The 24,777-nt window shown below is 72.5% G+C and carries 25 protein-coding genes, 2 tRNA genes, 1 rRNA gene and 1 other RNA gene; 13 read left to right on the top strand and 16 right to left on the bottom strand.

The window, feature by feature from the left end; all coding sequences use genetic code 11:
• Positions 1–74: 74 nt before the first annotated feature.
• An RNA gene (gene ffs / locus ACGFI9_RS14820) (signal recognition particle sRNA small type) lies at positions 75–164 on the bottom strand.
• An 81-nt stretch (positions 165–245) separates the two neighbouring features.
• Here ffs and ACGFI9_RS14815 point away from each other — a divergent pair.
• A tRNA-Ser gene (locus ACGFI9_RS14815) sits at positions 246–330 on the top strand.
• Positions 331–385: 55 nt separating this feature from the next.
• On the opposite strand, the gene ACGFI9_RS14810 is transcribed toward ACGFI9_RS14815, so the two are convergent.
• Complete coding sequence (locus tag ACGFI9_RS14810) at positions 386–1,564, bottom strand: glycosyl hydrolase family 28-related protein (RefSeq protein ID WP_393178505.1); 1,179 nt, start codon at positions 1,562–1,564, stop codon at positions 386–388.
• Between the two features lie 275 nt (positions 1,565–1,839).
• A complete protein-coding gene (locus ACGFI9_RS14805) occupies positions 1,840–3,084 on the bottom strand; it encodes an MFS transporter (protein ID WP_393178504.1) in 1,245 nt (414 codons plus the stop codon).
• A 101-nt stretch (positions 3,085–3,185) separates the two neighbouring features.
• Between ACGFI9_RS14805 and ACGFI9_RS14800 the strand changes: the two genes are divergently transcribed.
• From ACGFI9_RS14800 to ACGFI9_RS14790, 3 genes are read left to right on the top strand one after another with little or no spacing between them, the layout of a single operon-like run.
• Positions 3,186–3,704, top strand: a complete 519-nt coding sequence (locus ACGFI9_RS14800) for an ArsR/SmtB family transcription factor (protein ID WP_393178503.1) — start codon at positions 3,186–3,188, stop codon at positions 3,702–3,704.
• Between the two features lie 52 nt (positions 3,705–3,756).
• Positions 3,757–4,467, top strand: coding sequence for a hypothetical protein (locus tag ACGFI9_RS14795; protein WP_393178502.1), 711 nt, complete (start codon positions 3,757–3,759; stop codon positions 4,465–4,467).
• A 32-nt stretch (positions 4,468–4,499) separates the two neighbouring features.
• Entirely contained in the window at positions 4,500–4,994 is a 495-nt protein-coding gene (locus ACGFI9_RS14790) for a hypothetical protein (RefSeq protein ID WP_393178891.1), read from the top strand.
• An 18-nt stretch (positions 4,995–5,012) separates the two neighbouring features.
• On the opposite strand, the gene ACGFI9_RS14785 is transcribed toward ACGFI9_RS14790, so the two are convergent.
• Positions 5,013–6,131: a hypothetical protein gene (locus ACGFI9_RS14785; RefSeq protein ID WP_393178501.1), complete on the bottom strand. Its 1,119-nt coding sequence runs from the start codon at positions 6,129–6,131 to the stop codon at positions 5,013–5,015.
• A complete protein-coding gene (locus ACGFI9_RS14780; protein WP_393178500.1) occupies positions 6,128–6,640 on the bottom strand; it encodes a SigE family RNA polymerase sigma factor in 513 nt (170 codons plus the stop codon). The genes ACGFI9_RS14785 and ACGFI9_RS14780 overlap by 4 nt, the downstream gene beginning before the upstream one ends.
• 121 nt (positions 6,641–6,761) lie before the next feature.
• Between ACGFI9_RS14780 and ACGFI9_RS14775 the strand changes: the two genes are divergently transcribed.
• Both ACGFI9_RS14775 and ACGFI9_RS14770 read left to right on the top strand, forming a co-directional pair.
• Positions 6,762–7,364, top strand: coding sequence for an HD domain-containing protein (locus tag ACGFI9_RS14775; protein WP_393178499.1), 603 nt, complete (start codon positions 6,762–6,764; stop codon positions 7,362–7,364).
• Between the two features lie 255 nt (positions 7,365–7,619).
• Positions 7,620–9,086 carry a serine hydrolase domain-containing protein gene (locus ACGFI9_RS14770; RefSeq protein ID WP_393178890.1) on the top strand — a complete coding sequence of 489 codons (1,467 nt, stop codon included), beginning with the start codon at positions 7,620–7,622 and terminating at the stop codon, positions 9,084–9,086.
• Positions 9,087–9,149: 63 nt separating this feature from the next.
• Here ACGFI9_RS14770 and ACGFI9_RS14765 read toward each other — a convergent pair.
• Positions 9,150–9,236, bottom strand: a tRNA-Ser gene (locus ACGFI9_RS14765).
• Between the two features lie 75 nt (positions 9,237–9,311).
• On the opposite strand from ACGFI9_RS14765, the gene deoD reads away from it, so the two are divergent.
• From deoD to ACGFI9_RS14750, 3 genes are all read left to right on the top strand, one after another.
• The gene (gene deoD / locus ACGFI9_RS14760) at positions 9,312–10,019 is read left to right on the top strand and encodes a purine-nucleoside phosphorylase (protein ID WP_393178498.1); all 708 of its coding nucleotides are present in this window, start codon (positions 9,312–9,314) and stop codon (positions 10,017–10,019) included.
• A gap of 108 nt (positions 10,020–10,127) precedes the next feature.
• Positions 10,128–10,766 (top strand): TetR/AcrR family transcriptional regulator, encoded by a 639-nt coding sequence (locus ACGFI9_RS14755; RefSeq protein ID WP_393178497.1) that lies wholly within the window; start codon positions 10,128–10,130, stop codon positions 10,764–10,766.
• A complete protein-coding gene (locus tag ACGFI9_RS14750) occupies positions 10,763–11,227 on the top strand; it encodes an acyl-CoA thioesterase (RefSeq protein ID WP_393178496.1) in 465 nt (154 codons plus the stop codon). The genes ACGFI9_RS14755 and ACGFI9_RS14750 overlap by 4 nt, the downstream gene beginning before the upstream one ends.
• Before the next feature lie 116 nt (positions 11,228–11,343).
• Here the strand turns inward: ACGFI9_RS14750 and ACGFI9_RS14745 are convergent, their stop codons facing one another.
• The 4 genes from ACGFI9_RS14745 to ACGFI9_RS14730 form a co-directional block, all read right to left on the bottom strand.
• Positions 11,344–11,796, bottom strand: coding sequence for a nucleoside deaminase (locus ACGFI9_RS14745; protein ID WP_393178889.1), 453 nt, complete (start codon positions 11,794–11,796; stop codon positions 11,344–11,346).
• A gap of 178 nt (positions 11,797–11,974) precedes the next feature.
• The gene (locus tag ACGFI9_RS14740) at positions 11,975–12,502 is read right to left on the bottom strand and encodes a tRNA adenosine deaminase-associated protein (protein ID WP_393178495.1); all 528 of its coding nucleotides are present in this window, start codon (positions 12,500–12,502) and stop codon (positions 11,975–11,977) included.
• A gap of 119 nt (positions 12,503–12,621) precedes the next feature.
• Positions 12,622–12,792 (bottom strand): hypothetical protein, encoded by a 171-nt coding sequence (locus tag ACGFI9_RS14735; RefSeq protein WP_387143178.1) that lies wholly within the window; start codon positions 12,790–12,792, stop codon positions 12,622–12,624.
• 71 nt (positions 12,793–12,863) lie between these two features.
• A complete protein-coding gene (locus ACGFI9_RS14730; RefSeq protein WP_393178494.1) occupies positions 12,864–13,250 on the bottom strand; it encodes a hypothetical protein in 387 nt (128 codons plus the stop codon).
• Positions 13,251–13,351: 101 nt separating this feature from the next.
• Here ACGFI9_RS14730 and ACGFI9_RS14725 point away from each other — a divergent pair, with 101 nt between their 5' ends.
• Both ACGFI9_RS14725 and ACGFI9_RS14720 read left to right on the top strand, forming a co-directional pair.
• A complete protein-coding gene (locus ACGFI9_RS14725) occupies positions 13,352–14,092 on the top strand; it encodes a M23 family metallopeptidase (RefSeq protein ID WP_393178493.1) in 741 nt (246 codons plus the stop codon).
• Between the two features lie 69 nt (positions 14,093–14,161).
• A complete protein-coding gene (locus ACGFI9_RS14720; protein ID WP_393178492.1) occupies positions 14,162–15,232 on the top strand; it encodes a PHP domain-containing protein in 1,071 nt (356 codons plus the stop codon).
• 24 nt (positions 15,233–15,256) lie between these two features.
• On the opposite strand, the gene ACGFI9_RS14715 is transcribed toward ACGFI9_RS14720, so the two are convergent.
• The gene (locus ACGFI9_RS14715) at positions 15,257–16,231 is read right to left on the bottom strand and encodes a DMT family transporter (RefSeq protein ID WP_393178491.1); all 975 of its coding nucleotides are present in this window, start codon (positions 16,229–16,231) and stop codon (positions 15,257–15,259) included.
• A 180-nt stretch (positions 16,232–16,411) separates the two neighbouring features.
• Here ACGFI9_RS14715 and ACGFI9_RS14710 point away from each other — a divergent pair, with 180 nt between their 5' ends.
• A complete protein-coding gene (locus ACGFI9_RS14710) occupies positions 16,412–18,082 on the top strand; it encodes a DUF885 domain-containing protein (RefSeq protein ID WP_393178490.1) in 1,671 nt (556 codons plus the stop codon).
• Positions 18,083–18,150: 68 nt separating this feature from the next.
• On the opposite strand, the gene ACGFI9_RS14705 is transcribed toward ACGFI9_RS14710, so the two are convergent.
• The 3 genes from ACGFI9_RS14705 to nudC form a co-directional block, all read right to left on the bottom strand.
• Positions 18,151–19,713, bottom strand: a complete 1,563-nt coding sequence (locus ACGFI9_RS14705) for a DUF6114 domain-containing protein (protein WP_393178489.1) — start codon at positions 19,711–19,713, stop codon at positions 18,151–18,153.
• An 80-nt stretch (positions 19,714–19,793) separates the two neighbouring features.
• Positions 19,794–20,342, bottom strand: a complete 549-nt coding sequence (locus ACGFI9_RS14700) for a DUF6230 family protein (protein WP_393178888.1) — start codon at positions 20,340–20,342, stop codon at positions 19,794–19,796.
• Positions 20,343–20,795: 453 nt separating this feature from the next.
• On the bottom strand, positions 20,796–21,719 hold the full coding sequence (nudC, locus tag ACGFI9_RS14695; protein ID WP_393178488.1) for an NAD(+) diphosphatase: 924 nt from the start codon (positions 21,717–21,719) through the stop codon (positions 20,796–20,798).
• Between the two features lie 194 nt (positions 21,720–21,913).
• Between nudC and ACGFI9_RS14690 the strand changes: the two genes are divergently transcribed.
• A complete protein-coding gene (locus ACGFI9_RS14690) occupies positions 21,914–23,731 on the top strand; it encodes a VanW family protein (protein WP_393178487.1) in 1,818 nt (605 codons plus the stop codon).
• Between the two features lie 73 nt (positions 23,732–23,804).
• Here the strand turns inward: ACGFI9_RS14690 and ACGFI9_RS14685 are convergent, their stop codons facing one another.
• On the bottom strand, positions 23,805–24,431 hold the full coding sequence (locus ACGFI9_RS14685; RefSeq protein ID WP_393178486.1) for an NADPH-dependent F420 reductase: 627 nt from the start codon (positions 24,429–24,431) through the stop codon (positions 23,805–23,807).
• Between the two features lie 264 nt (positions 24,432–24,695).
• Positions 24,696–24,777, bottom strand: a 5S ribosomal RNA gene (gene rrf / locus ACGFI9_RS14680); the annotation flags it as partial.

Below are 24,777 nucleotides of genomic sequence, written 5' to 3'. Positions count from 1 at the left end.
GCCGGTCGGGCACGGGTGACCAACCACCACCCCGTGACCTGACCCGCAGGAACGTTACCGGCACCCGGAGACAGAAAGGCCCCCCGTGCACCCGGCAGAGCTCGCTTATCCTTGCTGCCTTCCGGCCCTGGGGAGGTTCACGAGATACCGCCGCACGGGAGGTGCCACAAGCGTACCCGACTCCGGGCCGATCTTCAGGGGGTGGTGGGGTGGCCGGCCCGCGAGAGACCTGTATCCTGGCTCGCGGAGGATTCGCCTAGAGGCCTAGGGCGCACGCTTGGAAAGCGTGTTGGGTTAACACCCTCACGAGTTCGAATCTCGTATCCTCCGCCGTTGACGCGAAGGGCCGGCCCCGCTCGGGGCCGGCCCTTCGTCGTACCGGTCGTCAGCCGAGGACCGAGACCGAGGAGTTGGCACCGACCGTGCCGCTGATCAGGCGCTGGAACGGCGCCTCCCGGTCCGGCCCGCTGACCAGCCGTACGGAGAGGTAGTCCACGCCGCTGGCCAGGTAGAGCGCGGTCCGCATGCCCGCGCCGGCGACGATCCACTTCCCGCCGCCGTTGGTCCGCTGGAAGGCGCCGCCCTCCAGGCTCACCACCGACGCCCCCACGTGGAAGCCCGCCGAGTTCTGGTCGGTGCCGCTGCTGCCGACCCCCGTCGAGTCGGCGGTGCAGCCGGAGAGCGTGCAGTTGCGGCCGAGGATCTCGAACCCGTTGCCGGCGGTGTCCTGGGCCTCACAGCCCACCACGGTGGCCCGGGAGGAGTCGAGCCGGAACGCGGGCGCCGGGGCCCCCGCCGCGCCGATGCCGTACGCCTTGCTGCCCCAGATCTTGATGTTGCCGCCGCCGAGCAGGTAGCCACCGCCTGCGCAGCCCTGGGCCGAGCAGCCGCTGACGAAGCCGTCGGAGGACTGAAGGTTGTAGGCCCAGCCGTCCGCGTTCTCGACCCGGCAGTCGGTCAGCTTGAACTCCCGCTGACCGCCCGCGTATGTGCCGCCGAGGTAGATCCCGTCGCCGGTGGTCCGGGTGACGAAGACCCGGGTGAACCAGGGTGCCGGGTCCGGCGTGTAGGTGGACGGGGCGGCGTTCATCTGGAAGTTGATCCCGTTTGCGACCAGATTCGCCCCGTCGAGCCCGATGTCGGTCAGGCACTGGCGGGACGAGCCGACGTACGTGCCGGACTGCGGGTTGACGACCAGCCCGGCGCCGCTGAAGCCGGTGCCGGCACGGAGGATCGTGACCAGCGGCCCGGCGCCGATCAGGGCGTGCTTGTCGTCGAGCACCACCGGCGCCTTGACGGTGTAGGTGCCGGGCGCCACGTAGACCGCCTTCTGACTGCTGCTGCCGAGCGCGGTGTTGATGGCGGCCTGGGCACCGACGGTCGGGTCCACCTCGTAGGTGGCGCCGGAGCCGGCGGGGCCCACCCACGGAATCGCGCCGGTCGACGCGAGCGCGGCCGCCTGGGCGGGCGAGATGCCGCCGAGCGCGGGGGCGGCGACGGCGGCGCCGGCGGTGACCGCTGCGGCTCGGAGCAACTGGCGGCGGTCGGAACGCTTGTCCTGCATGCTTCCTCCAGAGGGGTGATGGACCCTCGGCCCCCGTGTCGGGTCGAGGCGCGGCGGGGGCCGCCGCACGGAGGAAGTGGACGCGTCGACGAGCAGTCCGGCGTACGCCGGACCGGGTGCTGTTCAGTCTGTGTCGATCCCCCGTGACGGCGGCGGAGTCCCACCGCATCGGGGAAGATGATTGCATTCGGGGGGCGATCCGTGTGTCCCCAGCCGGCTCCCGGCGAGTTGGTAACGGGGCGGCTCCGCCCGGGCGGGCCCGGCTCCGGGCGGGGTCAGCCCCTGCCGTCCCCGGCCGCAGCAAGGGTCGGGTCGGCCGGTGCTTCCTCCGGCGCGTCACGCCCGCCACCACCGCGCAGCGCCCAGCCGGCCAGCAGCAGCGCGCCAGCGGCCGCGGCGAGCTGGATCACCCGGTGGTCGACCAGGACCAGCAGGCCGGCGCCGGCGAGCACGGCCAGCGTGCCGGGGCCGAAGGTGAGCGTGTTGACGGTGGCGGAGACCCGGCCGACCAGCGCGCCCGGGGTCTCCCGCTGCACGGCCGTCCAGATGATGATCAGCACCAGCGGCACCCCGAACCCGACGGCCAGGGTGCCGGTGAGCACCGGGGCCAGGGCGGGCGCGGCCCGCAGCGCCAGACCGGCGGCGAAGAGCGCGATCGCCGCCGCCGTCACCCGGCGTTCGCCGAACCGGCGCAGCAGCGCCCCGGCGGCCAGGCCGCCGGCCAGGGACCCGACGCCCTGCACGGTGGCGAGCACGCCGTTGAACTCCGGCGGCCGGTGCAGGCCGGCGTCCACCACGGCGTACGCGACGGCCCCGTTGATCCCGGTCAGCAGCATGGTGACGCCCGCGCAGACGACCAGGTGCCGGAGCGGGGCGTGTCGGGCCAGGTGCCCCAGCCCGTCGGCGAGCTGCCGGCCCCACGGGTCGGGCGGCGGCGGTCGCTCCTCGCGTACCCGCAGCAGGCCGAGGACCAGCGCGGCGAGGGCGAAGGTGGCCGCGTCGACCAGCACCACCGGGTGCCCGCCGTACGCGGCGAAGAGACCCGCCCCGGCCAGCGGGGCGAGCAGCTTCATCCCCTCGTTGACGGTCATCCGCAGGCCGTTGAAGTCGCCGAGCAGCTCGCCGGGGACCACGGACGGCACCAGCGCGGACTCGGCGGAGTCGATGAGCACGAAGCTGACCCCGTACGCGACCATCACCACGAAGATCAGCCACACCTCGCCGGCGGTGTCGACCAGGAGGAGTACGGGCAGCAGCGCGGCCATCGCGACGTGCAGGGCGATCAGCAGGGGCCGGCGGCGGCACCGGTCGGCGAGCACCCCGATCAGCGGTCCGACCAGGGTGGGTCCCCAGAGGCCGAGGGTGATCAGCCCGGCGAGGCTGCTCGACCCGGTCAGGTCCTTCACCCAGATCCCGGCGACGAGCAGCATGGCCGCCGTGCCGAACCCGGACACCAGCACGGCCGTCAGGTAGCGGGCCGCGTCGCGGTTGCCCAGGACTCTCGTCGTACCCCAGCTCATGCCGCCACCTCGCTCCGCTCGGCGCCGATTCTGTCCATCCGCGACCCCCAAGTCAATGCTTGGGGGTCGCGTCGTCCGGCGGGTGCGGTTCAATGGCGGCCGTGAGCACCACCGATCCGCGCCTGCGCGCGCTGGCCCATCCGGTACGCCTCCGCATGCTCTCGCTGCTGTGGAGCGCGCCGCTCTCCGCCGCCGCGCTCGCCCGCGAACTGGAGATCTCGCACGCCCTCGCCAGCCAGCACCTGCGCCGGCTGGACGCCGCCGGACTGGTGGAGCTGGCCGACGTACGCAGCCGGCGCGGCGGCCGGGAGCGCCGCTACCGAGCGGTACGCGGGCCCTGGCTCACCGAGCAGCAGGAGGGGCAGGCGCTGCTGGCCGAGTCGCTGGCCCGCAACCTGCTGGACCGGGTGGCCCACCGGGCCCCGGACAGCGCCGGGCTCACGGTCGACGCCGAACTCTGGGTCTCGCCCGAGGACTGGGCGGCGGCCCGCAGCCGGCTGCACGCGATCATGACCGAACTGCACGACGCGGCCCGGCCGCCGCACGCCCCCGGTACGGTCCGGGTGGGCGCGACGGTGATGGCCTTCGAGATGACCGACTCCCCGCCTGTGGAAAACTGACCACCGTCGTACACATGTTCTATCCACAGGCTGTGGACGCCGAGAGGATCGGATGAGTTACCAGCTCAGCGCGGTCGTGGCCGACGTGGAGCTGCTCCGTGAGCAGACCGCCGACCTGGATCACGCGGTCCTCGCGGCGCTCCGCCAGGACTTCGCGCTGCTGCCGGTCACCCCGCAACTGGTCCAGGAGCTGACCGGCGACCTGCCGGACTACGCCACCGGGGAGCCGTCGGCCGAGCAGCCCTTCCAGCTCGTACTCTGGCCGACCCCGTCCGGCGACGACTCCAGATCGCGGCGCGCCGAACTGGAGTTGTCGGACGACGGCTCCAGGTCGCGGCGCGGCGACAGACGCGCCGAACTGGAGTTGTCGGAAGTGCTGGCCCGCTGGTCGCACCAGGGTCCGGTGGCGTACCTGGAGGCCGAGTTCGCGGGCGGGCTGGGCCACCAGGCGGCGGTGGTCTGGCTCGGTGGCGAGGTGAGCTGGGGGCCGTGCTTCGACCGCGCCCTGGACCGGCCACGGGCCGAGTGGCCGATCAACGCGGCGCTCGCCCGGCTGGGCGCCGAGCCCGGCCCCTGGATCGACCCCTTCGCCGAGCTGGGCCTGCACCTGGAACGCGACACGGCCGGCTGGCTGGCGCACGGCCGGCGCGGGCTCTCCGCCGACTACTGGGACGAGCTGGCCGAGGAGTGGGAACTCGACCAATCCGACCCGTACCAGCAACCTCATCGCCCCGGTCCCGTTGGGGACTGGGGGATTGCATGAAACTGCGACAATTCGGCTTCATTGCCGCACTGATGGCGGCTGCCTCGATCGCCGGCAGCGGCGTCCGTCCACAGGGGCCGGACGTGGCGGCCCGCCCGGTCGGGGCCGCCGAGGTCGTCAGCCTGGACGGGCTGCGCAACGCCGAGTTCGGCGCCACCGAGGAGGAACTGACCCGGCGCGGGGTGCTGCGTACGGACGTGGACGCCTGCGGGCCGACGCTGGCCGGGCACGGATCGGTCAGCCCGGTCTTCGTCGACGAGCGCCTCGTCCTGCTCTGGCTCGACGACCCGATGAGCACGCCGGAGGGGATCAGCGTGGGCACGCCCGTCGCCGAGGTCCGGGCGACCTACCCGTCGGCGGCCGAGCTGGCCGCTCCACAGGGGACGTACCGGTTCGACGGGCTGCTCGCCCGCGACGGCGACCGGGCGTACCTCTTCCTGCACGACGGGACGACGGTCCGGAAGATCATCGCCGGGTACGCGGAATGGGCCCGCCGCTTCTTCGAAGAGGGTTACGGCCCCTGCTGACCAGCCGGCCGGCGCGGCTCAGCGCCGACCCGGTGTTCCGAGGATCTGGTCGAGCGCCGCGATGCTCCGCACCGGTACGGCGGCGGGCTCGGCCGTACCGAGCCAGGCCCGGACCGTGCACCGGTCCCGCTCGACGCTGATCGTGCCGTACGTTCCCGTGGGGCCGACGACGAGCAGCACATCAAGGGTCTTGCGGCCGGCGGTGCCGGGGCCGCCGCAGACCGGGGACGTGCTGCCGCCGTTCGCCAGATCCGCGGCGGCCGCGGAGCGGAGCCGGTCAAGGGCGCCGCCGTCCGTCCCCGCCCGGAGCACCGGCTGCGCCACCAGCTTGCCGTCGACGTAACGGCAGCCGCGGGCGACCTGGTACGGGTCCGGCATCAGCGGATCGCCGATCCGACCGGTCCAGGCCGTGCCGATCTGGGGCGGCCGTGCGATGTCCCGCCAGTCGGCCGGGTACGGGCGACAGCCCGGTGCCGGGTACGTCCGCGGGTCGATCACCTGACGCGCCTCGCCGGGATCGTCATCCCGCAACTGCGGGATCATCGCGTACACGCCTTCCCTGGTGTGCGACCCGCTCACCGCCGGCCCGCACCGGTCGACGTCCACCCGGACGACGCCGCCCGGGTGCTCGACCATCAGCACGTAGCGGTGCGTCAGCATCGCGAAGACGCAGGCGCGCGGGCCGGGTCTCCCCTCCGGGAGCGCGTTCAGGCCGGCGACGATGGTCGGCACCTCACGCTCGACGACCCGGGTCCAGCCTGCCTCGTAGTGCACCACGCCGGGCTGGTCGGGACGGGGGTGGTCGACCTTGGGGACCATCTCGCAGACCAGGATGCGGGTGGCATCGGTCGGCAGCAACGGGCCCGGCGTCGAAGCGGTCGCCGGCGGCGGGGGACCGGGCTCCGGGCAGGTGGCCGGGGCGGCCGGCGGAGCGGACTCCCGGCGGTCCGTGACGAGGACCGGCAGGCCGATCGCCAGCAGCACCGCCACTGCGGCGAAGGCGCTGCCCAGCACCGTACGGCGCCGGTGCCGCCGGACCCGCCGCGCCACCTCCGCCAGCCGGTCCTCCGGGCCGGGAAGCTCTGGCACATGGCTGGTGAGCAACCGGCGGATGTCCTCGTCGCCTGCCACGTTCATGCCTCTACCTCCTCGATCCGTGGGTGCAGCTGGGGATTGGCACGCAGTGCCCGGATGGCGCGATGCGCCTGGACGCGGACGGTCGCCGGCGAGCAACCGAGCACCTCGGCGGTCTGCTCGACCGAGAGGTCCTCCGCGTACCGCAGCACCACCACCGCGCGCTGCTGCCGGGACAGGCCGGCGAGCGCCCGCTGCAGCGCGTCCCGGGCGGCCAGCTCCCCCGACACGTCGCCGACGGCCACCGGGTCCGGCATCGACGCGGTCGGCGTCTCGACCCGCCAGCGCCGCCGCCACCACGAGACGTAGGTGGTCATGAGCGCCCGTCGCACGTACGCCTCGGGCGCCCCACCGGCGGCGATCCGGTCCCATCGACGCCAGGCCCGGGCGAGCACGGTCTGCAGCAGGTCTTCCGCGAGGCCGGCGTCCCCGGTCAACAGCCACGCGGACCGCAGCAGCGCGCCCGAGCGTGCCGTGACGAACTCGGCGAACCCCTCCGGCGCTGCCGTCATGTCGCACCTCCCGCTGAGGGAACGCGCCGGGGTGGATCGGGCGTTAACAACGAACCCGGACGAGAATCGACACGACAACGAGTGGTCCTGATGTCAGAGGCGCCGGAACTACACTCCGCCCATGCCTGAGTTTTCCGGATTGCCGGAACTGCCCAGTACGCCTGCGGGGACGGCCGCGCTGTCCGTGGCCACCCGTTACTGCTCGCCTGCGCTGCTCCACCACTCCATCCGGTCATACCTGTGGGGGGTGATGTACGCCCGTGCACACGGAATCGCCTTCGACGACGAGCTGTACTACGTCTCGGCCCTCCTCCACGATGCCGGGCTCACCGAGCCGTTCGACAGTCATTCCCTTCCGTTCGAGGAGGCCGGCGGGAACCTCGCGTGGGTATTCGGAGTCGCCGCCGGCTGGCCCGAGGCCCGCGCGGCCCGCGCGGAACACATCATCGTCACCCACATGCGCGCCGACGTGTCCGCCGCCGACGACGCCGAGTCCCACCTGCTGCAGGTCGCGACGGCCTGGGACGTGGCAGGACGACGTCCTGAGGAATTCTCCGCGGCCCGCAGGAAAAGCGTGCTCGACCGGTATCCGCGACTCGACTTCGCCACCGAGTTCCTGGCCTCGTTCGAGGACCAGGCGGAACGCAAGCCGTCCAGCGCGGCAGCACAGTCAATCGAATCCGGCGGACGCCTCCGGATCGCCGCGCATCCGCTCGACGCCTGATCGTCCCGGCGCTGCACGACGTCAAGGACAACTGCGTACCGCAGGGAACCGTCAGCATCAGGAATCTGCGGGGAACGACTCGCCCGAAACTCAACGAAAGTCAGTGGTGGCTGCTGTCCTTCGGGTCCTGCCCCTGGGCTGTCGCGATACCTAGCGTGGCCGGTACAACCGAGGCGTTGGGAGCACGTTGTGTGGCAGGGCAAAAAGTCGCGGTGGGCTGTGGTAGCACCCCTTACCGCCGGTGTGGTGGTTCTGATGATGCCGGGCACCGCGAGCGCCAAGCAGGAACCTGACGGGGCCGCCATCGAACGAGTGGTGTCCGCCTACGCGGGAAAGGCGGGCTATCGGGGAATCGCCGTGACGATCACCAAAGGCAACCAGGTGTTGTACGCGGGCGGATACGGCCACGACTCCGCTGGCGCCGCGGTGACCGCTGCGACCCCGATGCCGACCGCCTCCGTCAGCAAGTCGTTCACCGCGCTCGCCGTGATGCAACTGGTCGAGGCGGGCAAGGTGACGTTGGAGTCGCCGGTGCGCGACTACCTGCCTGATTTCCGGATCGCCGACCCCCGAGGATCGCAGATCACGGTACGCCAGCTGCTGAACCAGAGCTCAGGGATCACCGATGGCACGTTCCCGGAAAAGAGCCTGCCTCAGCCCGACTCGCTCGCTGACGCCGTGATCCGAGCCCGGACCGCGAAATTGTCCGCCGCGCCGGGCACGGAGCACAGGTACACGAACACCAACTACCACCTTGCCGCTCGACTGGTGGAGGTCGTCGCGGGCGAGCCGTTCACGGACTATCTACGGCGCCATGTCTTCGAGCCGATCGGCATGGGTGCGACCACCACGATCAACCAAACGCCACGAGATCTGCCGCGCGACGTGCGTAAGGGATATGTCTACGCCTACGGCGCGTCGATTCCCGCCGCCGAGCCGAAGCGATTCGTCAACGGATCCGACGGCGTCGTCACCACGGCGTCGGACCTGGCGAAATGGCTGATCGTGCAGAGCAACGCCGGCGTGGCCGCGAACGGAACACGCCTGGTCTCGGCCACGGGCATCACTGCCATGCACACCTCGTCGGACTCACGCTGGACGTACGGGATGGGCTGGGACACCGACCAGAAAGGCCGGGTCAATCACAACGGCGTGTGGTTCACCTACACCGCCGACGCACTGTTGCTCCCGGGCGGCTACGGCATCGCGGTGATCGGCAACAGCGGAATCGGCCTCGCCAACGAAGGCATCACCCCGCTCGCGGACGAGCTGGCCATCCTCGTGACCGGGAGCGAGCCCTCATCCGGCGCACCGGTACGGCTAATCGTTGACCTGGCGCTGGCCAGCCTCACCCTGCTCAGCCTTCTGCTCGGCATCCGCAACCTGCGACGCGCCCGGATCTGGGCAGACCGTTTCGCCACCCGGCCGTCGTGGCGGTTGGCCCTACGGCTGTTGCCCCGGCTCGCCCCCCTCGCCCTGCTGGTAGCCCTTCCGGACCTCCTCGGTCGGGTCGTCGGCGGCGGGCGGGACATCACGTTCACCCAGCTTTGTTACTACTCGATTGCCCTGGTCGGCTGGACGGCCGTCGCGGCCGTGATGAACGCCGGCGTGCTGACCGCCCGCGTCGTCGCGCTGTCCCGGCTACGTCGGCCGGCCGGAGACGCGCCGGCAACGGACGCATCACCCCAGCCCGGTCGCGAGCTGAGGGCGGAAGCCAACTGAGACCACAAGGCGGAACGCCCGGCCGATCCTCACGGATCGACCGGGCGTTCTCGTATTCACGAGCGGTGGCGGCGGGATTTGAACCCGCGGAGGGCGTAAACCCTCACACGCTTTCGAGGCGTGCTCCTTAGGCCACTCGGACACACCACCGCCGAGTAGGGTACAGGACCACGGGTACGGACTCCCAACCGGTATCCCCCGGTCCGGCCTGGCAGGATCTTTGGCATGAGTACGCACATCGGCGCTGAGCCGGGAGAGATCGCCGAGCGGGTCCTGATGCCGGGCGACCCGCTGCGGGCCAAGTGGATCGCGGAGACCTACCTCGAGGACGCCCGCTGCTACACGACGGTCCGCGGCATGCTGGGCTTCACCGGCCGCTGGAACGGCGTCGAGGTCTCCGTCCAGGGCTCCGGCATGGGCATGCCCTCCGCCTCCATCTACGCCCACGAGCTGATCAACGAGTACGGCGTGAAGACGTTGATCCGGGTCGGCTCCTGCGGTGCCCTCAGTGAGGACCTCCAGCTGCGGGACGTGATCGCCGCGATCGGCTCGTCCACCGACTCGAACATGAACCGGATGCGGTTCGACGGTCTGATCGACTACGCGCCGGTGGCCGACTTCGGGCTGCTGCGTACCTCGGTCGAGGTGGCCGAGCGGCGCGGCATCACGATGCACGTGGGACCGATCCTGGCGGCGGACGCCTTCTACACCGACCGGCCGGACCTCTACGACACGCTCGCCGACTACGGCGTGCTCGCGGTGGAGATGGAGTCGGCGGCGCTCTACACGATCGCCGCCCGGTTCAAGGCTCGCGCGCTGACCATCCTGACCGTCAGCGACCACATCAAGACCGGCGAGAAGACCACCTCCGCCGAGCGCGAGCAGACCTTCAGCCAGATGGTCGAGGTCGCCCTCGACACCGTCATCGCCTGACCGTCCGAGCCTTCGACCGCCCCGCCGCCGGCTGGTGGCGGGGCGGTCTGCGTTCTGGATCACAAAAATAAATACGACCGGTCGTGCTTTTTTGGTTACGCTGCCCGCATGACGTCCGACGGCCGCCTGGCGCGCGGCGACCGCACCCGCACGGCGGTGCTCGACACCGCCGTGGCGCTGGCCACCGAGGTGGGCCTGGACGGGCTCTCCCTCGGCCAGCTCGCCGACCGGCTCGGGGTCAGCAAGTCCGGCCTCTTCGCGCACTGGCGCTCCAAGGAGGCCCTCCAGCTCGCCACGGTCGAGCGGGCCGTGGCGCAGTGGCAGGAGCTGATCGTCGCGCCGGCCCTGCGCGCCCCGCGCGGCGTCCGGCGGCTGCGGGCCCTGCACGAGGCCCGGATCGACTTCTACGCCGCCCGGGTGCTCCCCGGCGGCTGCTTCTTCGCCAACACCGAGTTCGAGTACAACGCCCGTCCCGGCCCGGTGCGGGACCGGCTCGCCGAGGCGTTCGGCGACTGGACCGCGTTCCTCGAACGGCTCGTCCGGGAGGCGGTCGAGCTCGGCGAACTCCCCGCCGACCTGGACGTCCCGCAACTGGCGTACGAGATCGACGCGCTCGGGATCAGCGCGGCGATGCGGTCCCAGCTGCTGGATCCGGAGGCCACCTACCGGCACGCCCGCCAGGGCCTGCTGCACCGCCTCCGGGCGCTGTGCCCCGACCCGACCCTGCTAACGGAAGGTCCGTCATGAGCCACGCCACCGTCGACCGGCCGGTCGTCGAGTTCGGTCACGTCGAGCACGTCACGGTGCACTTCGACGACCTCGACGCCCTCGGCATCCTGCACAACGCCCGGTACGCGGTGCTGCTGGAACGGGCGCTCACCCCGTACTGGGCCGACCGGGGGCACGGCTTCCGGGGCCGGGACAGCTCACCCGACGTGTTCCACGCGGTCCGCGAGTTCACCATCCGCTACCGCGCCCCGATCGCCACCACCGGCCCGGTGGCGGTGCACTTCTGGCTGGAGCACTTCGGCACCAGCAGCGCCGAGTACGCCTTCCAGTTCCGCTCGGTCGACGGCGACACCGTCTACGCCGAGGGCACCCGGGCGATCGTCCGCCTCGACCCGCTGACCCTGCGCCCCGCCCCGTGGACCGACGCCGCCCGCGCGGTCGCCGAAACCCTCCTCCGCCCCGCCCCGGCCGCCGCCTGAGCCCGGATCGTGCGCGCTGTTTCCCGGAAATAGTGGCCATTCCGTCCAGGGAAGCCACTATTTCCGGGAAACAGTGCCCGACCCGACCCGGGCGCCCCGGCACCGGGCGCGGGTGGTCAGCGGAAGAAGGCGCGGAGCAGGGCGGCGCTCTCCGTCTCCAGCACGCCGCCGTACACCTCGGGGCGGTGGGTGAGGCGGCGGTCGCGCAGCACGTCCCAGAGCGAGCCGACGGCGCCCGTCTTCGGTTCCCAGGCGCCGAAGACCACCGTCGAGACCCGGGCCAGCGCGATCGCCCCCGCGCACATCGTGCACGGTTCCAGCGTCACCACCAGGGTGCAGCCCTCCAGCCGCCACCGGCCCAGCCGCTCCGCGGCCCGGCGCAGCGCCAGCACCTCGGCGTGCGCGGTCGGGTCCCCGCTGAGCTCCCGCTCGTTGCGCCCGATCGCCAGCTCCGCGCCGTCCGGGCCGTACAGGACCGCGCCGACCGGCACATCCTCGGCCGCAGCGTCGCCGTCCTCGGGCGGGACGGTGTCCGGGCCGGTCACCGCGATCTCCAGGGCACGGCGCATCCACAGCTCGTGCCGCTGCCGACGGCCCACCCCACCCGGGTCGGCCAGCCCCTCGTCCGCGCCCGGCCCGACCCGGCCCGGGCGGCCCGGGGTCGGCTGCCCCGGGCGTACGGTCTCCAGCGCCGGGTCGGTGGCGTCGGCGGGCTCGCCGCCGCCGGTCCAGGGCCGCCCGGCCGGCTCAGACCTCACGCAGCTCCTCGACCTCGTCCGCGCAGCCGAGCACCTGGCAGATCTCGGCGGTCACGTCGGCCGGCATCATGCCCTCGTGCCCGCAGAGGGCGAGCAGCTTCTGCGCCGAGATGCCCAGGTCGGCGAGGATGTCCGCGTCGCCGACCGGGTCGGCCTCCGGGTCCACGGCCGGCTGCTCGGTCTCCTCGTCGCCACCGGCGGCGGCGCGCGGCTCCTCGGTGTCCTCCAGCCCGGTGACCGAGGTCTTCAGGTCGCCGACGAGCAGGGCGCCGAGCCGCGACTCCTCGGCGTACGCCGAGTCGGAGCCGAAGATCCGCAGGTCCTCACCCTCGTCCAGGCGCAGGATCACCAGGTAGGTGTCGTCGGCCTCGACGAAGAGCAGGGAGAGGTCGGCGTCCGGCTCGACGTCGCGCAGCCGGTCGGCGACCTCCTCGATGTCGGTGACGCCGCGCAGGCTCACCTCCTCGGCGGTCCAGCCGCCCTCGACGCGTGCCACGGCAGCAGCGAAGTACGACACGGTCCCCCCAATTTGGCCTCGGCAGCACGCCGACTCGTCACGCGTGCACGTTAACCGGTCGGGTCGGCGGGCGACCGGTCAACGCCCCGAAGGGCCGGCCGTTCCCTGCAGAAAGTCGGTCAGCCGGCGATGCGCCGGCGGGTGGCGATGAGTTGGCGCAGACGCTCGGTGCGGACCCGCTGCGGCCGCTCGCGCTGACGTACCGCACGGGCACCGGCCAACTCGGCGAGGAGTTGCAGGCGGCGGCGGCTGCGCTCGGGGTCGAGCCGTGGCGGGGTGGTCCAGGCCATACGGCGAGCGTGAACCGTCACCGCGCGTACGTCAAGAGGTGTTCGCTGCGCAGGCGCACCCTCACTCCCGGTCACCAAAGCGGCCAGTCTCCGCTCTGCGCCCAGCGGACCGCGACGATCGCTGCGGCGATGCTCCAGCCACCCGCGGTGACGATCGCCACCCCGGTCGCCACGCCCCGGTCGCCGTACCGGACCAGCGCGACGGCGGCCAGCCAGGCCAGCCCGCCGGCGATCAGCGTCCACCACGCGTAGCTGGGCACGTCGTGGCCGAGCAGGCCGAACAGCAGCAGCCAGGCGAAGGCCGTGACCGCGCCGGCCGCGACGCCGCCGCCGGTCACCGGGTACGGCTCGCGCCAGACGGGCCGCATCGGCGCCCCGGCCGGGAAGAGCCCGGACGGCGTACGCGGCGCCGGGCGGCCGGGGCCCGTCTCCCCGGGTACGGCGTGCCACCCGTCCATCGCCCTGCTCCCTTCACGGATCGTGCACCCGCCGACGTCACACAGCGCGACCGGGACGCTCAGCGGTCGTCCCCACCGTACTGGTCTGCCAGGATGACCGGATGCGCTCGCGATCGATCGGCCGTCGTCCGCGTACGGCGTACCCGATCCTGCTGCTGCTCGTGCCGGCCCTGGCCGCCGGGTGCGCCCCCGACACCCGGCCCGCGACCGCCCCGGACAGCTCCTGGCAGGGGCCGAGCCCGATGGCCACCGCGGCGCAGCCCGCCGCCACGCCGACCTCCGCCGCCCCCTCGTCGACCCGTACGCCCCTGCGACACGTCTTCCCGGTGAAGGCGAGCAACGTCGCCTACCACCCGACCCACTCCGGCTACCCGGGGACGGACATCTTCGCCGACTGCGGCGAGCCGGTCGTGGCGGTCACCGACGGCCGGATCCTCGAGGTGAGCCGGGTGGACCGGTTCTCGAAGAGCGGACCGCTCGGCCCGTACAACGGGGGGCTGTCGGTGTCCCTGCTCGGCGACGACGGGGTCCGCTACTACGGGTCGCACCTGAGCGCGATCGCCACCGGCATCGACGCGGGCGTACGCGTCCAGGCCGGCCAGCAGCTCGGCAGGGTCGGCCGCACCGGCAACGCCAACAACGTCTGCCACCTGCACTTCGGGCTCTCCCCGAGGTGCACCGGCCACGACGACTGGTGGATCCGCCGGGGCGTGATCTGGCCCGCCCCGTACCTGGACTCGTGGCGCAAGGGCGGCAACCGCGGACCGGCCACCGAGGTGGCCGCCTGGCAGCGGAAGCACGGCTGCCCGAAGGCCCCCACCACCACCGGCGACGCCGGCTGACCGGCGTCCACTCCCGACACCGCAGGCGACACTCGGCGGCTGGCGACGCGGGCGCGTAGGTTGCAGGGCATGAGTGCCCGGGATCCCATCGCCGACCTGCGCCGGATCGCGTTCCTGCTGGAGAAGGCGAACGAGGCCACCTACCGGGTCCGGGCGTTCCGGTCGGCGGCCACCGCGCTCGCCGCGCTGCCCGCCGGGGAGGTGGCCGAACGCGCCCGCGCCGGGAAGCTCACCGAGCTGGCCGGGGTCGGCGACGTCACCGCCCGGTGCGTGACCGAGTCGCTGGCCGGCGAGGAGCCGGTCTACCTGCGCCGGCTGGTCGCCACCGAGGGCACCGACCTGGACGCGGCCGCGGCGAAGCTGCGGGACGCGCTGCGGGGCGACTGCCACACCCACTCCGACTGGTCCGACGGCGGATCACCGATCGAGGAGATGGCCCTGGCCGCGGTCGAGCTGGGCCACGAGTACCTGGTGCTGACCGACCACTCGCCCCGGCTGAAGGTGGCCCGGGGGCTGACCGCGGAGCGGCTGCGCCGGCAGCTCGACCACGTGGCGGCGGTGAACGAGGCGCTCCCGAAGGGCTTCCGCATCCTCACCGGGATCGAGGTGGACATCCTCGCCGACGGCTCGCTGGACCAGGACGAGGAGCTGCTCGCCCGGCTCGACGTGGTGGTCGGCTCGGTGCACAGCGGCCTGAACGACGAACGGGCGAAGATGACCCGGCGGATGCTCACCGCGATCGCCAACCCGCACCTGGACATCCTCGGCCACTGCACCGGTCGGATGGTGTCGTCCCGGCCGGCGGGGGTGACGGGCCCGGGCGACCGCGGCCACCGGGCGCGCACCCGGGCCGAGAGCGACTTCGACGCGGACGCCGTCTTCGCGGCCTGCGCGGAGCACGGCGTCGCCGTCGAGATCAACTCCCGGCCGGAGCGGCAGGACCCGCCGAAGCGGCTGATCCGCCGCGCGCTGGAGGCCGGCTGCCGGTTCGCCATCAACACCGACGCCCACGCCCCTGGCCAGCTCGACTGGCAGCGGTTCGGCTGCGAACGCGCGGCGCTGTGCGGCGTACCGGCCAGCCGGGTGGTCAACACCTGGAAGGCGGACCGCCTGGTCAAGTGGGCGGCCACCCGCCGCTGACCGGCCGGCAGGCTCGACCGCCGGTCAGCGCCGGGCGGGCTCGGCGGTCCGCAGGGCGGGCTCGCCCACGGCGGTGCGGGGCCGGCGTCGGCCGAGCACGCCCTGCGCGACCGCGACGCCGAGGAGCACGATCAGCGCGCCCACCGGCTGGTGCCAGTTCATCCGCTCACCGAGCACCACCGCGCCGACCAGCACCGCGAAGATCGGGATCAGGTACGTGACGGTGGACGCCGTGCTCGCCCCGGCCACCCGGATGTTGCGCAGGTTGATCACGAAGGCCAGCCCGGTGCCGAGCGCGCCGAGCGCCAGCACGCTGGACACCACCGGCAGGGAGAGCCCGGTCGGCACCGGCGGCGCTCCCGCCACCAGCGGCGCGACCACCGCGAGCTGCGCCGTGGCGACCAGCAGCTGGGCCGCCGACAGCGACAGCCCGGAGTACGCGCTCCCCGCGATGAACTTCTTCTGGTACGGGATGGCCACCCCGTAGCAGGCCGCCGCGCCCAGGCACATGAGCTGGCCGGTGAAGTGCGAGCCGCCGACGCCCTCCCAGACGCCGAGCACCACCAGCACGCCGGCGAAGCCCAGCGCCAGCCCGACCGCCCGGCGCACGGTCAGCCGCTCGGTGCGGAAGACCAGCACCGCCAACGGCAGCACGATCAGCGGCGTGGTGGCGTTCCAGATGCCGGCGAGCATCGACTCCACCCGCTGCTCGCCGAAGCCGAAGAGGGTGAACGGCAGGGCGACGCCGAACGCGGCGACCACCAGCAGGTGCGCCCAGACGCGGGGCTCGCGGGGCAGCCGGTCGCGCAGCACGGCCAGCACCACCAGCAGGGTCGCCGCGCCGGTGGCGACCCGGTAAAGGGTGAGGTGCAGCGGGTGCAGCTCGGTTACCCCGACCTTGATGAACAGGAAGCTGGAGCCCCAGATCACGCCGAGCGCCAGGAACCCGGGCAGCCAGCTCCGCAGGGCCGCCCGGTCAGGAGTCAAGTCCGCCGTCACCCCTGACACTCTGCCGCAGGGGTACGACGAAGTCCCGCGAAAATCGGACGCCGTGTCGACCGCCACAGCACCCGCCATATCGTGCGGACGCGCGGTCGACTTCGATCCGGCCGACCTACTGGCGTGAACCGGGCAAACACGGTCGACAACGGGGTGGCGGGGTCACGTAGGGTCGCATCCGTGGGACGAATCGATGACCTCGCCAACCGGTACGTGGCCGACTGGGCGCCGCTGAGCCCGACCGGCGCCACCTACGTCGGCATCGCCGGCTACGACGACCAGCTCGACGACCTCTCCCCCGAGGGGTACGCGGCCCGCGCCGATCTGACCCGACGCGCCCTGGCCGACCTCGACGTGACCGAGCCGGACACGGAGGCCGAGCGGACCGCCAAGGAGGCCATGCAGGAGCGCCTCGGCCTGGAGCTCGCCCGGCACGAGGCCGGCGAGACCGCCAGCGAGGTCAACGTGATCGCCAGTGGCCTGCACGACCTCCGCATGGTCTTCGACCTCATGCCGACCGAGGGCGACGACGCCAAGGCCAACATCGCCGCCCGGCTCAACCGCTTCCCGGCGGCCCTGGAGGGCTACAAGCGGACGCTGCGCGAGGCGGCCGCGGCCGGGAAGGTCAGCTCGCGGGTGCAGCTGGTCGAGGTCGCCAAGCAGTGCGACATCTGGACCGACCCGAACGCGGACAACTTCTTCCACGGCCTGGTCGAGCGGCTCGGGGCCGACGGCGCGCTCGGCGCCGAGCTGCGCAAGGGCGCCGCCGCCGCGACCGGGGCCACCGCCGAGTTCGGGCAGTTCCTCCGCGACGAGCTGGCCCCGCAGGGCCGGGAGAAGCAGGCCGCCGGCCGGGAGCGGTACGAGCTGGCCTCGCAGTACTTCCTCGGCGCCAAGGTCGACCTCGACGAGACGTACGCCTGGGGTTTCGCGGAGCTGGCCCGCCTGGAGGCCGAGATGCGAACCGTTGCCCAGCGCATCGCGGGACCGGGTGCCAGTGTCGATGACGCCGTCAGCGCGCTCGACGCCGACCCGGCCCGCACCATCCAGGGCAAGGAGGCGTTCCGGGACTGGATGCAGGCACTGGCCGACAAGGCGATCAGCGAGCTGCACGGCACCCACTTCGACATCCCGGAGCAGGTCCGCCGGATCGAGTGCTGCCTCGCCCCGACCAGCGACGGCGCCATCTACTACACCGGCCCGAGCGAGGACTTCTCCCGTCCCGGCCGGATGTGGTGGGCGGTGCCGCAGGGCATCACCGACTTCTCCACCTGGCGCGAGGTGACCACCGTCTACCACGAGGGCGTGCCCGGTCACCACCTCCAGGTCGCCCAGACCGCCGTCCGCGCCGAACTGCTCAACCGCTGGCAGCGGCTGCTCTGCTGGGTCTCCGGGCACGGCGAGGGCTGGGCGCTCTACTCCGAGCGGCTGATGGACGATCTGGGCTACCTGGAGGATCCGGGCGACAAGCTCGGCATGCTCGACGGGCAGGCGTTCCGCGCCGCCCGCGTGATCGTCGACATCGGCATGCACCTGGAGCTGGAGATCCCGAAGGACAACCCGTTCGGCTTCCACCCGGGCGAGCGCTGGACGCCCGAGCTGGGCTGGGAGTTCATGCGGGCGCACTGCCGGGTGCCGGACGAGAACCTGCGCTTCGAGCTGAACCGCTACCTGGGCTGGCCGGGACAGGCCCCCTCGTACAAGGTGGGGGAGCGGATCTGGCTCCAGGCCCGGGACGAGGCGAAGGCCCGCAAGGGCGCCGACTTCGACCTCAAGGAGTTCCACCGCCAGGCGCTCGACCTGGGCGCGCTGGGCCTGGACCCGCTGCGCCGGGCGCTGGCCCGCCTCTGAGGACAACGCGAACGGCCGGGACGTCGGAGGTCACCCTCCGGCTCCCGGCCGTTTTCGTGCCCGGCGGATCAGGCCAGGTCGAGCTTGAGCTTCGGCGTGGCGGTGAGCGTCTTCGAGTTCTCGTACGCCAGGTCGATCACCGGGTCGGTGAAGGTGATCGGCAGCGGCGAGGTGATCGGGATGCCGTCGGGGAACGGCAGGTCCGGGGTCAGCGTGATCTTGATGCCGAGCAGGTACCCGACGAAGCGGGTGGCGTAGAAGGCGACGTCACCCTGCACCGTGAGCCGGTCGGTGACGTACCGCTGCTGCTTGCCCGCCGGTCCGGTGGCCAGCAGGGCGAAGTCGTCCGTCACCGCCTGGTCCATGGTGAACTTCAGGCACTTGAGCGTGCCGTCGCGGGTCGGCAGCTCGACGATCCCCTCAAACCGCAGCCCGGTCATGGTCACCTTGGAGCCGGTGAGCTTGGACGGCGGGTCGGCGACCGTCGGCTGGCTCGGCTCCGCGGCGACCCGGGGCAGTGGCTTGCCCGCCTCGACCGGCTTCGGCTTGGTCGGTCGCGGCCTGGCGCAGCCGGTGCCGCCCGGCTTGGTCGAGGGCTTCGCGGAGGTGCTGGCGCTCGGCCCCGGGGCCGCGCCGGTGGCGCTCGCGGTCGGGGTGGCGCCGGTCGTCAGGGGCTCGGCGGCGGCCGGCGCGGCCGAGCCGCTCGGCGCCGGGGTGGGCGACGCTTCGGCGCTGCCCGAGTCGCCGCCGGTGAACAGGCCGGTGATGCCGTCGATGATGTCGGTCAGGAGGTTCCCGTCCGAGCTCTCCTCCGGCGTGGGGCTCGGGCTGGCCGAGGCCGAGCCAGACGCCGAACCGGACGGGCTCGGGGTGGCGGAGGCGGTGGTGGTCGGGCAGGCGGCCGGGGCCGCGAGCGCGGGCTGCTCACCCCGGAGCGCGAAGAGGCCCGCCGCCGAGACGCAGGCGAGCACCAGCAGGATCGAGTACAGCTTCGGGTCGCGGTGCCCGCCCTCCGGGCCGTCTGGGCGGACGGCCGGCAGCACCTGGGTGGTGTCACCGGCCGGGGCCGGCTCGCGCAGCGGGTTCCGCGGCTCGGGCAGCGTGTCGGTGAGGACGCCGGTGGCCTCGTCCTCGCGCTGCCGGGGCAGCAGGTCGTTGACGAGGGCCGGTTCGGCCTCGCCCGCGTCCTCCTCCACGGCCGGCCCGGTCTCGGCGACCGGCTCCCCGGCCGGGGCCGCCTTCTTGGCCGGCACCCAGGCGAAGCCGAGCGCGCTGCCGATCATGCCGAACAGCAGGCCGATGAAGAACCCGCCGAGGTTGACCCCGATCAGCGAGTAGAGCGCGGTGATCGCCGCGACGATCGCGTAGAACATCCGCTGGGCCGGGCTGAACCAGAGCAGCATCCCGCAGGCGACCAGGATGACCGGGATCAGCCAGGACAGGAAGCCGGTCGGCCCCATCTGGAAGGTGAGGCCGTTCAGGCTCATCTGCGTGGTGCCGAAGATCTCCAGGCCGGCCAGCGCGGTGAAGAGCCCACCCCAGAACGGCCGCGCCCGCCGCCAGCGGCGGAACCCACGCCACGCCTGCCCGAGCCGACCGGGCCGGGCGTGCTGCGTCTCGGCGGTTGTCACGTACTCCTCCTGGCGTTGCGGTCGGGGTGAGACAAGGTCGAGGCCCGCGGAGGGCGCCCTCCGCGGGCCTCGACATCAGATCAGAAGCATTCTTTGGCGGTCGGACCCACGTTCACCTTGAGCTTGAGGCCGTTCAGCGTGAAGGTGCCGGCGCTGGTGGAGCGGGCCACCTGCTTCAGGTCGGTGATGGTCACGTGGTCGGCGCTCTGACCGAAGGACTTCGCCTGGGCGTCCGGGTTGAGGTCGGTCGCGTCGCGACCGATCTTGATGTTGGTGAACTCCGCGTTGCCCTCGAGGGAGTCCATGTCGATCAGCAGACCGCTGGCCTTGGCCGGGTTACCGCCGCCACCGGCGTTGATGGTCAGCACGATCGGCACGCCGGGGATGCTGGCGTTGACCGACTGGCAGAGGTCGTAGAGGTCGGCGTCGGCGATCTCCGACACGGCGACCGGGTGCAGGGTGCCGTCCTTCTCCCGGGCCACGCCGCCGTACTGCTTGAAGCCGTCACCCTCGAGCTTCGAGGCGCCGACCTTGAAGGTCTGGCCGGAGACGGCGAACGAGGCGGCGATGGCGCCGTTCGCCATGCCGAGCACGATGCCGCCGGCCACGACGGTCGCCGGCACCATCATCGCGGCGAAGCGACGCCAGCGGGTGCCGCCACTCACCTGGCGGTCTTCCGATTCACTCACAGGTCCTCCTCGACGGGGGTGCGTCACCGACCGCGGGGCGCGACTCGGGACGGGGAAAGCTGCTTCGGCGGCGCGGCGACCGTTGTGCCGACGGGGACCGCGCAGTACGCGGATTGGATGCTCTCGCGAAGCGACACACCTCACAAGCCCCTTGCTACTGGCGGGTAACACACTCGTGATATCAAGATCGCCGAGGGTTACCAACGGTTAACATCCCGACAGCAAGGGGTCCTGGGCAAAACGGATCGATTACGACAGGAAGACCGACACGTTTCACCTGTGGTAGCCGTCACGGATGTACATCACAGTTCCGTAACGGAGACCTGACAAGCCGCTGAGGGTGACGTCACGCTCACCCGTCCGGCCGACCCCGCTGACCGGTCGGCCGGGCCGTCACCCCCGAGCGTCCAACCAGGACCCCAGCAGGTGATGGTCGATCGAGTCGATCCGACCGAGGGAACGCCCCTCCGCCACCCGGGCCCGCAACTCCGCCCGGGTGAACCAGCGCGCGTCCACCAGTTCCTCGCCGTCCACCCGCACCTCGGTCGAGACCGCCGTCGCCCGGAAGCCCACCATCAGGCCCGCCGGGAACGGCCACGCCTGCGAACCCTGGTACGCCATCCCGGACACCGTCACGCCGGCCTCCTCGGCCAACTCCCGGCGTACCGCGTCCTCCAGGCTCTCGCCGACCTCCACGAAGCCGGCCAGCGTCGACCAGGACCCCTCCGGCGCGCCCCGGTGCCGGGCCAGCAGGCAGCGCCCGGGCTCGCCGGGCGCCTCTACCAGCATGATGACCGCCGGCTCGATCCGGGGAAAGAGCAGCCGGCCGCAGCCGGGCCCGGTGCAGGAGCGGGTGTGCCCGCCGTCCCGCGCCGCCGTGGCGGCCCCGCAGGAGCCGCAGTACCGCTGCCCCCGGTGCCAGTGCAGCAACCCCTTGGCGTACGCCTGGACGGCCGCGTCGGCCGCCGCCAGCCCGCCCACCAGGCCCCGTACGTCCACCGCCTCGGCAGCTCCGGCCAGCGCCAGCGCCTCCGGCTGGGCCAGGCCCGACAGGTCCACGGCGAAGACGGCCCGGCCGGCGTCCAGGCCGAGGAAGACCGTCTCGTCGGCGCCGGCGAGGAGAGCGCGCGCCTCGACCGCGGCCCGGCGCACCGGAACCCGCTCCGCCGACACCAGGCAGCGGTCCTGCCAGAACGGCAGCAGCACGCTCTCCCGGTCGGTCAGCCGCGCGGCGACCCACCCCGGATCGGTACGCAGCCCACCCGCCCGGTCCAACCATCCGCCGCTGTACGCCAGGCCCCGCTCATCGGTTCGCACCCGGACACCGTCCCACGACCCGCGCGCGGGTGGCGGCCCGGCCCCGGTGATCACCGTGACACCGCGCCGACCCGGGGACACGCTGCGCCGACGACGCCGGGACGGACACTCCCGGCCCGCTCGCGCGTTGGTTACCGTAGGTGTCTCCCGGGTGGGGGAGCGGTCCCCACGTGGTACTTCCGATCGAGGTTGCTGTGACGCTGTACGGGGAAAAACTCCCGCCCGCCGACGACCGGCCCACGGTGAAGGTCACCGCGGTGAGCTGGCCGGCCGACGAGCCGGAACCCGTCGCACCGGGTCCGGCCCGGCCCGACCGCCCCGCCTGGTTCCGGCGGGGACGGACGCTGCTCGCCGGCGGGATCGCCGCGGCCGTGGTCGTCGCCGGGGTGGGGGCCGGCACCTGGGCGTACGCCGGGGACGTGCCCCGGGGCACCATGGTGCTCGGCGCGGAGCTGGGCGGCCGGAGCAAGGCCGACGCGGCCCGGGCCCTGCGGGCCGAGCTGGACCGCCGCTCGGCGGCGTTGAGCGCCCCGCTGAAGGTCACGGTCGGCGAGCGGAGCGTCGAGCTGAAGCCCGCCGACGTCGGCCTCGCGGTCGACGTCGACGCCACCGTGGCGGCGGCCGCCGCGGTCGAGGCGCACGTGGTCAGCCGGCTCGTCGGCTCCCGCCGCACCATCAACCCGGTGGTGACCCTCGACGCCGACCGGCTGGACGCGGCGCTGCGCCGGGCGATGGGCTCCCAGGGCCGGGAGATGACGATGCCGGCGATCATCTTCTCCGGCACCACTCCGAAGCCCGTCTACCCGAAGCCGGCGCTCACCGTGGACCAGACCGGCGCGGCCGAGGCGGTCAAGGCGGCCTGGCTCGCTGCCTCGCCGGTGACCGTGCCGCTGGCCGAGAAGTGGCCCGCGACCAGCCGTGAGGAGGTCGACCGGTTGGTGGCCGAGCTGGCCCAGCCGGCCGTGGCGGCCCCGGTGACGCTCTCCACCGGCCAGGGCTCGATCAGCATCCCGCCTGCCGCGATCGCCCGCAGCCTGCGGTTCTCCGCCGACGAGGCGGGCAAGCTGACCCCCCGGATCGACGTCAACCGGCTGCGCGCCGCCCTCGGCGACCGGCTCGCGAAGATCGAGGTGGAGCCGAAGGACGCGGGCCTGACCATCGCCGGCGGCAAGCCGAAGGTGGTGCCCGGCCGCCCCGGCCGGCAGCTCGACGCCACCACCCTGGGTCGGGACCTGCTCGCCGTGCTGCCCAAGGCGGACGGTCGCACCGTCACCGCCGAGCTGAAGCCGGCCGAGCCGAAGCTGACCGAGGCGAAGCTGGCCGAGCTGGGCATCAAGGAGCGGGTCTCCACCTTCACCACCCGGTTCCCCGGCGGCCTCTCCTCGCCGCGCAGCCAGAACATCGTGCAGGCGGCCAAGGACGTCGACGGCACGATCGTGCAGCCCGGCGAGACGTTCTCGCTGAACGGGCACACGGGCGAGCGCGGCTACGACCAGGGCTACCAGGACGCGCCGACGATCGTGAACGGCAAGCTCGTCCCCGGTGTGGGCGGCGGCGTCTCGCAGTTCACCACGACGCTCTTCAACGCCACCTACTACGCCGGCCTGGAGGACGTCGAGCACAAGCCGCACTCGTTCTACTTCAGCCGCTACCCCGCGGTGATCGAGTCGACGATCTTCTGGCCGGACCTCGACTTCAAGTTCCGCAACAACACGAAGTACGGCGTGCTCATCGACACCTCGTACACCTCCAGCACGATCACCGTGTCGATCTGGAGCACGAAGATCTACGACAGCGTCAAGACCGAGTACGGCCCGCGCCGGGACATCACCCAGCCGAAGACCATCTACCTCGAGCCCGGCCCCGACTGCATCTCGGCCGCCGGCAGCGAGGGCTTCGCCCAGGACGCCTACCGGGTCATCCGGAAGGACGGCAAGGTCGTCAAGCGGGAGAAGTTCAGCTGGCGCTACGACCCCGAGCCGCGCTTCATCTGCGGCCCCGAGCCGTCCTGACCGCCGTCGAGGGCAGGCAGCAGGAAGCCCCGGCGGCCACGTGGCCGCCGGGGCTTCCTTTCGTCGTACGCCCTCAGGGACGCGCCTCGGCCAGCCCCTGCCGTACGCCCTCGGCGTCCCGGTCGGTGCCGTAGACCGGGGTGTCCGGCTGCTGGCGCCAGCTCTCGTCGAGGGTGCCGGCGTCGACCGGGTCGAAACCCAGCTCGTCCACCAGCGCCATGACCACCCGCTTGGCGTCGGCGTCGTCGCCGGCCACCGGCAGGCCGATCCGGTCCGGGGCGTCGGCCGGCCGGCCGTTGTCCATCAGGTGGGCGGCCTGGATGTTGTTGAAGGCCTTGACGACGCGGGCGCCCTTGAGGTGGTCCGCGGTCCACCGGCTGGAGCTGAGGCTCCGGTCGAGCAGCTCGGGGACGTCGCCATCGCGCTGCGGGTAGTAGTTGTCGGCGTCGATCACGAGCTTGCCGTCGAAGAGCGCCGCCGGCAGCTCCGGTACGACCTTCAGCGGGACGGCGAGGACCACCAGTTGGGCCTCCTGGGCCGCGTCCTCCAGCGTGCCGGCCGTCGCACCGGTCTCGGCCGCCAGGTCCCGCAGGCTCTGTGGCCCGCGCGAGTTGGCCACCGTCACGTCGTGGCCCAGTGCGCGCAGTCGACGGGTGAGGGTGCCGCCGATGTGCCCGGATCCGATGATGCCGATCTTCATGCCCACTCCTGCCTCCGCCAATCCCTGGCGGTCAGTTCCGGCCGAACCATCAAGCAGGTACCCCGACCGGTCCACCCCGATCGTCAGCGAGGCGTACCGCATGTCACGTTTCCCCATGCCGGCTGACGCTTCGCCGCCCGGCGGTCCCGCCCCGACGTTACGAGAACCGGCCAGCGGTACGTGGCCATTCGCGAAAGGCGGACGCAGCGATGCACAAACGCAGTCAGGGTCACCCCGATTGGGGTGACCCTGACTGGAAAGATTGTCCGGCGGTGTCCTACTCTCCCACACCCTCCCGAGTGCAGTACCATCGGCGCTGGAGGGCTTAGCTTCCGGGTTCGGAATG

This window comes from Micromonospora sp. NPDC048930, assembly GCF_043197935.1.
GTDB lineage: Bacteria > Actinomycetota > Actinomycetes > Mycobacteriales > Micromonosporaceae > Micromonospora.
Note: the sequence above shows the minus strand (reverse complement) of the source record. Positions and strands in the feature narration are given on the sequence as shown.